Origin of the sequence: Flintibacter muris (assembly GCF_943192995.1) — a bacterium.
In the GTDB taxonomy this organism is placed as follows: Bacteria; Bacillota; Clostridia; order Oscillospirales; family Oscillospiraceae; genus Lawsonibacter; species Lawsonibacter muris.
This window is the reverse complement of sequence record NZ_CALPCP010000108.1, coordinates 1-1,852: the sequence shown is the minus strand read 5'-3', so window position 1 is coordinate 1,852 and position 1,852 is coordinate 1. Positions and strand designations below refer to the sequence as shown.

General features: G+C 61.3%; 3 protein-coding genes. All 3 read right to left on the bottom strand.

From position 1 onward, the window contains the following. Positions 1-1,202: phage tail sheath subtilisin-like domain-containing protein (locus NFS22_RS23485; protein ID WP_251320041.1), on the bottom strand; the 1,202-nt coding region annotated here is incomplete at its 3' end. Then, the gene (locus tag NFS22_RS23480; RefSeq protein ID WP_251320040.1) at positions 1,202-1,399 is read right to left on the bottom strand and encodes a hypothetical protein; all 198 of its coding nucleotides are present in this window, start codon (positions 1,397-1,399) and stop codon (positions 1,202-1,204) included. The genes NFS22_RS23480 and NFS22_RS23485, both read right to left, overlap by 1 nt. Positions 1,400-1,403: 4 nt before the next feature. Continuing rightward, positions 1,404-1,829 (bottom strand): phage tail terminator family protein, encoded by a 426-nt coding sequence (locus NFS22_RS23475; protein ID WP_251320039.1) that lies wholly within the window; start codon positions 1,827-1,829, stop codon positions 1,404-1,406. Between the last annotated feature and the right edge of the window lie 23 nt (positions 1,830-1,852).

The following is a 1,852-nucleotide window of genomic DNA, read 5'->3' as shown; positions in this document are numbered from 1 at the left end:
AAGTTCTCCACCGCCCGGATGTCCTCAAGCTGCTTGATGTAGTGGGTGATGTCACCCCACAGGGCGGACCGCCCGGAGGCATCATTGGGCACGGTGCCCAGGTAGCGCTCATTGAACAGCACCGCCACGTCATTGGCGATTTGGTCACACACCCGCATGGTCTGATTGCTCTGGAAAACCTCCCCCTTGGTATCGGAGAGGGTCAGCAGGGTGTTGATGTCCTCCAGGACACGGGTGAGGCCGTTGACGTTGTGGAACATGAATTTGCCCGCCTTGAGGGCCGCCGTGAGCTCCGCCTGCTTATAGTCCGTGTCCAGGGTAAGCTCCCCGTCATACTTGGCATTGGTCAGGGACTTGTTGACGGCCACACCAGCGTGGGCCCCGGTGGCCCAGTAGACCACGGCGTGCTCATCCACGTCCATGGAGGGGTGGGTGGCGCTGTTCCACACGCCGATGACGCCCTCATAGTCCACCGTGGAGGGTTTCCACGCAATGAGCTGGAATTTTGCACCCACCTCATCCCGGACCCGCTGGCAGTAGGCGGCGTAGAGCTTGACGATGATGGGGTCCGCCGCCGGGCAGCACATGGCATTGAAAGCATAGGCCTCAATCTTGTCCAGGAAAGCCTGGTGACTGTCCCCGGTGATGTTCGCCACGTCCTCCCCGCCGGTCAGGGGAGCCCCCGCCGTGGCCTCCAGGGTGAGGTCCTTTTTGAAGTCCACATAGTCATTGCCGGTCAGCTCCTCCGCCGTGGTCACGGTCTGGAGGTCCACCTGGATGCCGTCCAGATAGGTGCCAACGTCAAAGGCGTCCGGGTCATCCACGTTGACCGCAATGACAATGGAGAGGTCATTGCCCCGGATGCCGGGGTACTTGGCGGTGGCCAGCGCACAGGCGGCCTTTTTAGCTCCCAGCCCCAGCCGGTAGCAGTAGACGGTGGTGGCGTGCAGGAAAATCTCCCGCAGGGCCAGCATCTTGGGGTGGTCGTAGGAGTAGCCGAAAATGGCCTTGCTGTTTTTCTGAAATTCCCCGGAGGTAACAGCGAAAACCTCATTTTCCGGGCCCCAGCTCAGGACAAAGGGGGCCGCCGCATATCCACGGTCGGACAGCGTGGCGGAGGCCTTTGCAACGCTGGAAAAGTTGATATAGCTGCCCGGCAGGACCTTGTTCTGGACCAGCCAGGTGCCGCCTCCCAGTGCCATTATTTCACCGCTCCTTTCATGAATTTGTCGATGAGTGCATCCACCTCAGCCAAGGTGTAGGTCTTGCCGCTCTCCAGCAGGACGCTCACCAGGTCCCGCCGGTTGGCATAGCGCTGGGAGCTCATGACCTGCTCCCTGGTGTAGACGGCCTCCGGCACGGTCTTGGCCGGAGCCGCCGCAGTTTCATTTTTCGCCATAGGGTCATCCCTCCTGTTCGATTTTTAGGGTTTCCATCATGATGTGCTCCTGGGGAACACGGACAAAATGGTCATAGGTGACAAGCACATGGAGCACCCCGCCGGTGACGGTCCACTCGCAGCTTGTGGCGTGCACCACGTCCCCCTCCGGGGTGGTGATGCTCCCCAGGACCGCCGTGAGCCGGTCCGCCACGGCGTAGCACTCCGCATTGCCCCGCTTGGGGTAATAAATCACGTCCAGCGTGGGGCTCCGCCGGTAGCGGGACCCCACCTCCTGGGCGTGGCTGGCGGTGGGCATCGTGACATTGAAGTCACCAGGCTTGAGCCCCTGCTTGACCTCACCGCCGTGGACCTGCATGGGGGCAGGAAAAGCGGCGTGGACCGCAAGGCTCACGCCGTCAAAAATGCTGTTAAAACTGATTTCAGACACGGAACACCTCCCGCAAAAGCGCC

Bases quoted from the DNA above. Each gene is read 5' to 3' on its own strand.
- NFS22_RS23480 (WP_251320040.1), bottom strand. From the start codon at position 1,399: ATGGCGAAAAATGAAACTGCGGCGGCTCCGGCCAAGACCGTGCCGGAG.